Origin of the sequence: Flexistipes sp. (genome assembly GCF_036172515.1) — a bacterium.
Lineage (GTDB): Bacteria > Chrysiogenota > Deferribacteres > Deferribacterales > Flexistipitaceae > Flexistipes.
This window is the reverse complement of record NZ_JAXKVW010000030.1, coordinates 1-8,030: the sequence shown is the minus strand read 5'-3', so window position 1 is coordinate 8,030 and position 8,030 is coordinate 1. Positions and strand designations below refer to the sequence as shown.

The window sequence follows — 8,030 nt, the reverse complement described above, 5'->3', positions numbered from 1 at the left end:
TTGAATAATGTGTTTTTCTCAGTTTTAGGCCAGGGCACTTAATTATTAAGTGCCCTGGTAGTCCCGCATGCTTGATAATACAGGGTTTCGAAATAAACTGTGCACGGCTGAAGCCGCGCTTCCTGAATTATTCAGAGCCCTTACTTTGTATTTCATAAACTGTATAGCTCCAGACACTTTTTCAGAACCCCCATTACACATTTTTACTAACTCAGGAACAAAATCATACACTAAAGCCATTAAATCAGAGCGAAAAACAGCTATTCTCTTAGCTAAATCTTTAACATGCTGACTTTTATTCACATACTGATTTGGTACAAAAATAATGGACAAAAAATAAAAAAGAATATTATTCAGGATGGGTTATCCACCTGCCTGTAAAAACAAAAACTCAAAAAATAGCCTTGAATAGAGAACATTTAATTTTTTGTGTCACTCTGTTATCAAATAGAAATAAGGGGTGACACATGAGTAAAAAGGAAGAATTAGATTCCGCCCGCTGTCGGACAGGTTTAACAAAGCATTGGAAGAAGTAAATAAAGGTGCCAGTGATTAAGCAACTGAGCTAAGCAGCCTTAGAAGGTTAATTTGACAGTCATTTATCCGAAGATCTTACAAATAACCGCAAGAATGGCAATTCATCCAAGACAATGAAAAGTTCAGCCTGAGAATTTTATCTTGATGTTACCAGGAACAGAAATAGTAATTTGAGCCCCAGTTAGTCAAAAAACATCACGAAAACAGTCTTTTTAAACTTTTGCACACGGGGGATACAGAATGCCGAGAAGAAGTGGCATAAGCCTATTTGGAACTGGAATCTGACCTTAGCTCATCTGGCTATTTTGAATAGCAAAGCTATATATAGTCTACGGTTTTCAGAAGACAGATTGGACAAAAAACTGGATTTTTGATAAAATTATAATAAGAGAGTTTTTGACAAATAAATAAGCTTAGAATCAGTTCGACGATTTTTTCTTTGGTTTTGTTGCTCGTCTGCAAAAAAAAACAAAGATTTTCGAATGGGATAGTCGTTACAATACCAACAATTTGCTTACGGCTATCGATTAACAAAGGAGCCCCGAAAGCTGCGCTTGCAAAAAAGGAGGTTACCGTATGTTTAAGAAAAGTAATTTGTTTCTGGTGGTAATGATTTTTGTTTTTTCTGGTGCTGTTTCATCCTCTGTCCTTGCCCAAGAGGATATGGAAGGAAGCAAGGATCATCCAATGATTTCCCGGTATGAAGGGTCTTATATAAAAGGCTACGAGCATTATGATTATGGCCGTTTGACCTTTTATACAGGGGAAGAAAATGGCGAACTCCAGGAGCTTGTGCCGGAAGGAGAAGTCAGCCGGATTTTGTATTTCTTACCTCCTGAAGGTTTATCTGTATTGCAAATACGGCGAAACTATCAGCGGGCCCTGAAGGATGCCGGTTTTGAAATGGTGTATGAATGTTATGGAGGTATTGATGAGATCCCATACGATATTTATGGAGATTTTGACAATATCGAAGGGGATCATAGCAAAAGTGTTCTTAGCGGAAAAGATGAAAGCTACTTTTTGGCCCGACTTCCGCAAGAAGACGGAGATGTTTATGTTTCTGCCCATATCTGGATTAGTGACAACGCCGATGCTGACTGGCAGCCTGTCACTGCTCTTCAGATTCTTGAAGAAAAGCCAATGAAGTCCGGCAAGATCAAGGTTGATATAAATGCCGAGACGATGGCAAAAGATATTGAGGAAACGGGCAGTGTTCGCATTTACGGCATCCACTTCGATACGGACAAAGCCACGATCAAGGAAGAATCTGAATCCACGCTGGCTGAAATAGCCGCGTTTTTGGAGGAGAAACCGGATCTCCACCTCGGGGTTGTCGGCCATACCGATGCTGTCGGAAGTATTGAATATAATATGGACTTGTCCCGGCGTCGTGCAGAGTCTGTCGTGGAATTTCTGGCATCCGAACACGGAATCTCAAAAGACAGGCTCAAGCCTCGTGGATTAGGCCCATGGGCGCCAGTTGCCAGTAATGAAGACGAGGATGGCCGGGCACGAAACCGCCGGGTTGAATTGATCAAGATGTTAGAGCAGTAAAAAACAAAGTTTCTTCAATACAATAGGTTGCCATTCGGAGGTCTTTTAGCGGAGGCTGAGTTATTGATAATATTGAATACCAACATTAATAAAGGCCTGCCAAGGCCTTTTAAAGGAGGTTAAAAAATGGAGAAAAATAAGACAATCTTGGGTATTGACCAAAATATTGAAGCGTTGTTGTGCTATGTGCTTGGATGGATCACAGGAATCGTTTTTTTGCTGCTGGAGAAAGAAAACCAGTTTGTAAGATTTCATGCAATGCAGTCCCTTGTGGTTTTTCTTGCCCTGTTTGTTGTTAGCCTTGTTTTGGGGGCGATTCCGGTTCTCGGGCTTCTTACGTTCATAATATTCCTGCTGACGATAGTACTCTGGATTATGATGATGATTAAGTCATTTCAGGGGGAAATGTATAAACTTCCCTGGGCCGGGGACTTTGCCGAAAAACAGGTTTTTCAGAAAAGCGAGTAAGGATCATTTATTAGCCTCACCCGCGAGAAACTAAAAAAACTTAAGGGGGGTAAAAAATGAATAAATTACAATTAAGCGTGCTTTCGTTGTTCTTTATTATGTTAGCCGCATTTCCTTTATCCGCCAAAGATTTTAACAGTTCAATTGAAAATGCCCGTGAAGCTTATCAAGCTGAAAATAATCTTGAAGCCTTTCAAAGCTTACGAGAATCAATATTTTCTCTCTGGGATGATATACCTCTTACTGTACTTAATGCAAAGCTTGTCAAGGATCATAACAATTATATTTCCAAAGACAGCAATGTTTATAGTGCCGGTGAACCGATTTATATTGTTTGCCAGGTGGTAGGGTATAAAATAGAAAAAACAAACAGTTTAAACCATATAACTATCGCAACCGACTTGCATGTTCTTGATCCAGAAGGAAACATTTTAATGGGCAAGAAAAACTTTGGCTCATTTGATTTTGTTTCACCTTTTCCCAACACAGAATTTAAAATGGATCTTACCTATACTCTCAGTGGTGCACCTCCGGGAAAATATTTACTCGAAACCGTGCTAAGAGACAAAAATTCAAACAAAACAACCGAATTTGTCAAAACTATAAAAATAGAAAAATAAATGTATTTAGTAAGCGGCGATAAGTCATCCTTTGCAGCAGCTCCTTGACGTATATTAGTTCAACGTGAGTTAATCAAAGAGAGAGTTTTGAATGATAGAACTGTTATAAATTTTACCACTATCCAGCCCCCTCCTAACTCTTTGGTAGGGGGAGACAAGTTCCGAGCACTATGGTAGGTGGGGTACTTATTCAAATGTCTTATCTCACTAAGCAGAAACGCAGAAATTATTAGCATATAGATGGAGATCCCTCGGCTTCGCTGGGGATGACAACTACCTATTCGTGTCTTTTCGACCGGAAGCGAGCACATAAGCATTTATGTGCTCGGTGGAGCGGAGAAATCTCAAAACAAAAAAAGTAGGGAGATTGCTTCGTCGTTATCACTCCCTGCCCTGTTAAATGCCACAGGCAATCAGCGAAGCTGATATTTAACAGGGTGAACAAAGACGTGAAAACAGTGTAAGTGCGAAACTTGAATTATAAATATAAGATGTTGACATAAAACTCTATAAATACTTTTGTAATATAAAAATTTTTATGATAAAATTATAGATCAAGTATTCAGAGGCGTGCGTTGTTAAATCTTTCTTCTCTTAAAAATCTGAAAAATATTTTTATTATTATCTGCTCCTTTTGGTTTTTCATTATAGCTGTTAACTGCGTTATATACTATTTCCATGTAAAAGCTCATGTTTATTCAAGGGCTTTGGAGGAAGCCAGAGAGAGTTTTGAAAAAGATGTTATATTAAGGGAATGGATATCCACGCTTGGCGGTGTTTATGTCCCTGTATCCAATTATATAAAACCAAATCCATACTTAAAGATACCCCGCCGGGATGTGACAACTGAAAAAGGGGAAAAATTAACACTTTTGAATCCGGCTTATGTAACCCGCCTCCTTCATGAGTTTGAAAATAAAAAGAACGATGACATTATTAGCCATATAACCAGTCTGGATCCGATAAATCCAAAAAATCAGCCGAACAGGTGGGAAAAAAGAGCTTTAAAAAGCTTTGAAGCAGGTAAAACAGAATATAAACAGCTGGCTGATAAAAACGGAAAAACCGTTTTCAGGTATATGGCCCCCCTCAAAGTAAAAGAAGTATGTCTGAAATGCCACGGTGAAAAAGGCTATAAGATTGGTGACAGATATTATGAAGTTGGTGAAATCAGGGGAGGGATCAGTGTCACTCTGAATTTTTCACCTTACCAGGCAGTGCTTGTGAGGGAAACAAAGCAGTTTATTATATCTTCGGCCGTTTTGGGTATTTTTGGTTTTTTGGGACTGTTCGTCTCATATAGAATTATTAGAAAACAACGAAGGGAGACTGAAAATGAGAGGGATAAATATTTAGCTTTGTTTGAAAATTCTCCTTTGGGAATAATGCAGTATGACAAAGAAGGTAATATACTGGAATGCAACAGTGTCTTTGCCGATTTAATGGGCTCTTCCGAGGAAAAAATCACGCAGCTGAATTTGCTTGAGCTGAATAATGAAAAGATTAGTAAAGCATACAACGATTCTATTATAAAAGGATTTGGAGTTGCCGAAGGTTGGTATACTTCTGTTACAGGAAATAAAACGGTTTATGCCAGAGCCTCGTTTAAAGGTATTGAGGATGAAAACGGTGAAGTCGTTTCAGGAATTGCAGTGGTTGAGGATAACACGGAGAGTTACTACAGAGAAAAAGATCTTGAAAGGCTCGCAACGATAGTTAAAGATTCTATTAATGAGATCTATATTTACGATGCGGATACACTTGAATTTATCGATGCCAACAGATCGGCACTTGAAAATATCGGATACTCTCTCGATGAGCTCCGGCGAATGACCCCTCTGGACATAAATCTGAATAGTACCAAAGAGGACTTTGAACAAATCATAAATCCACTGAAAACCGGAGAAAAAGATAAAGTTATTTTCAATACATATCACTGCAGGAAAGACGGAAGCAAATATCCCGTTGAGATTTACCTGCAATGGATGGAACTTGAAAAACCGGTTTTTGTGTCATTTGCTTATGACATTACGAGGAGAAAACAGACCGAGGAGAAATTCGAAAACATTTTCAACAGTGTCAATGACGCTATACGCATAGTTGATTTGGATGGAAATATCTTAAGTACCAATAGGAAGGGGGCTGAATATTACGGTTATTCCACTGAAGAATTGAAAAATATGAATATAGAAGATATCAGAACAAAAGAAGGAACAGATAAAATTAAAGAAAATATCGATGCAATCCGTCAAAAAGGCAGCATGATTTTTGAAACGGAACATAAAAGAAAAGACGGCACCACCTTCCCTGTAGAGATTAACTCAACACTGATTGAATATGAAGGTAAATCGGCAATACTGAATGTAATCAGAGATATAAGTGAGCGAAAAAGGGCGGAAAAAGAGAAAGACGAACTTACAAGACAGGTTATCCAGTCGCAGAAACTTGAAGCTGTGGGGCAGCTTGCCGGAGGCATCGCCCACGATTTTAATAATTTTCTGGCGGGAATGATGGCTTATATAGATCTTTTAAAGAGAAGCAGAAATCTTGAACAGCATGAGAAAGAATATCTTTCCCAAATGATGCAGCTTGCCGAAAGATCAGCAAAGCTTGTTGAAAATATGCTGGCTTTCAGCAGGAAACAGGTGTCAATGCCACAAATCATAGATGTCAACCGGCAGCTGAGTATCAGTGAAAAACTTTACAGAAAAATGATTAAAGAAAATATACAGCTGATGGTTGAGTATTACTCACATCCGATTTACATAAAAATTGATCCGGTGCAGCTGGATCAGATTATTCTCAATTTGGTATCCAATGCCAGAGATGCTATTGAAGATAACGGCAGAATCGACATTAAGGTGTCAACGGGCAGTTCGGAAGATATATTAGAACATAACAGCATTGTTAAGCCAAATGCCGATAAATATTGTCTTCTCACAGTTTCAGATAATGGAGCCGGTATTGATGAAGAAAAACTATATAAAATATTTGAGCCGTTTTTTACAACAAAATCAGCTGGTACGGGTACAGGGCTTGGGCTTGCGACTATTTACGGGATAGTGAAACAGAATAATGGATATATTTTCTGTGAAAGCAAAAAGGGCAGGGGGACTACCTTTTACATTTATTTTCCTGTATCTGATGAAAAACCGTCAGAGAAGCAGTTAATCGGGAAAGAGACTAAACCGGATGAAAAAGTTTCTTATACCGAGAAAAAAGTATTGCTGTGTGAGGATGACGAAAGTGTGAGAAATGTACTGTCAAAAATGCTGGGCGCAGCCGGTTTTAATATAATAGAAGCGGCGGATGGTGAAGAAGGTTTGAGAAAATTTGAAGAGAATAAGGATGATATTTTTTGTGTGGTTTCCGATTATGTTATTCCTTTTAAAAATGGCATCGAACTTTACGAGGATATAATGTCAATAAGTCCGGATATGGGTTTTATTCTGGTGAGTGGTTATTCGCATGATGCTGATAAAATTGCTGAGTTGAATGAAAATAGAAATTTCAGCTTTTTAAATAAACCTCTGAAACCTGAACTTCTCAAAAGAACCATTATGGATATTGCAAAGCATGGAAACGATTGATACGATTTTAGACAGACGTATTGAAATATGCCAGCCTTCCGAAGGTTACCGGTTTAATGCTGACAGTGTAATCTTATCAAGATTTGTGGACGGAGAAAAGTATTTTAGTAATATTCTCGATATCGGGGCAGGATCCGGCTTGATTTCTGTTCTGCTGAATTATCTGTATGGGTATGGTAAAATCGATGCGGTTGAAATCAGCAGCCAAATGTATGAATGCCTTCTAAAAACAATGGATATCAATAAATTGGATAATGTTATAAAGCCGTTTAATATGGATTTAAAGCAATTTAAGCCTTCAAAACCGTATGATATGATCATTTCAAACCCGCCATACAGAAAATCCCACACAGGCAGACAGTGTACCACGGATGAGGAAAACAGAGCCCGTTTCAGTGATAATCTCAATCTGGATGATATTCTGAAATTCTGCAGAAGCTATTTGAAGAATAAAGGTCTGTTTTATTTTTGTTATGAAGCCGATTTAGCAGTGGAAGCCTTTTACTATTGCCGGAAATACGGTATAGAGCCGAAAAGAGTGAGATTTTTACATCCGGATATTGACAAACCAGCCAGGCAGATTTTCCTGGAGTGCAGAAAGGAAGGGGGAATCGAGTTGAAAGTGGAAAAACCGCTCTTTCAGAAAATAAAGGGTGTTGAAACTCAGGAGTATAAAAATATATTTATCAATGAGGATAGTTAAGCTCGGTGGAGTGGAGAAATCTATTTCGTTATTTGGCATTGAGATCTCTCCGCTTCGGTCGAGATGACAAGTACCCAAGAAGTGTTATTTAGATTCGCTCAAGGGCGGAGAGAAATCTCGTTTTTGCTATGAGAGCTTTGAATAATTCAGGAAGCGCGGCTTTAGCCCTGCAGGTTTAGGTACTTTGTTTGAAAACACAATATACCCCCTCTGCATCTCCCCCTAATCCAGGGGGAGAAGAAAGTCCCTTCCCATATTTTAGGGGAAGGATAGGATGGGGTATGAAATTGCTGTTTGACGAAAGAGATTCCTCGGCTTAGCTCGGAATGACACAATTTATTGTCATATCGACCGGAAGCGAGCACATAAGCATTTATGTGCCCGGTGGAGTGGAGAAATCTATTTCGTTATTTGGCATTGAGATCTTTCTGCTTCGGTCGAGATGTTCCGTGTTAAAAGTCAAGCATTTTTTGCAACCAAAGTTAAATTATTTGCATGATCCGGATCATACGGTTTGCCACTTTTCAATACACCAAATGCCTGCCTTATCAACTT

General features: G+C 38.8%; 5 protein-coding genes and 1 pseudogene. All 6 read left to right on the top strand.

Translation table 11 applies throughout. The features are described from left to right. Positions 1-590: 590 nt before the first annotated feature. Positions 591-733 (top strand): annotated as a pseudogene (locus UMU13_RS11810) (IS256 family transposase); the annotation flags it as partial. A gap of 380 nt (positions 734-1,113) precedes the next feature. Continuing rightward, the gene (locus UMU13_RS11725) at positions 1,114-2,094 is read left to right on the top strand and encodes an OmpA family protein (protein WP_328219318.1); all 981 of its coding nucleotides are present in this window, start codon (positions 1,114-1,116) and stop codon (positions 2,092-2,094) included. 126 nt (positions 2,095-2,220) lie between these two features. Then, on the top strand, positions 2,221-2,562 hold the full coding sequence (locus tag UMU13_RS11720; RefSeq protein WP_328219316.1) for a DUF4870 domain-containing protein: 342 nt from the start codon (positions 2,221-2,223) through the stop codon (positions 2,560-2,562). A gap of 56 nt (positions 2,563-2,618) precedes the next feature. Further along, the gene (locus tag UMU13_RS11715) at positions 2,619-3,182 is read left to right on the top strand and encodes a hypothetical protein (RefSeq protein ID WP_328219314.1); all 564 of its coding nucleotides are present in this window, start codon (positions 2,619-2,621) and stop codon (positions 3,180-3,182) included. 575 nt (positions 3,183-3,757) lie between these two features. Beyond that, positions 3,758-6,772, top strand: coding sequence for a PAS domain S-box protein (locus UMU13_RS11710; protein WP_328219312.1), 3,015 nt, complete (start codon positions 3,758-3,760; stop codon positions 6,770-6,772). After that, entirely contained in the window at positions 6,759-7,475 is a 717-nt protein-coding gene (locus tag UMU13_RS11705; RefSeq protein ID WP_328219310.1) for a tRNA1(Val) (adenine(37)-N6)-methyltransferase, read from the top strand. Before UMU13_RS11710 ends, UMU13_RS11705 begins: the two co-directional genes overlap by 14 nt. Positions 7,476-8,030 lie beyond the last annotated feature (555 nt).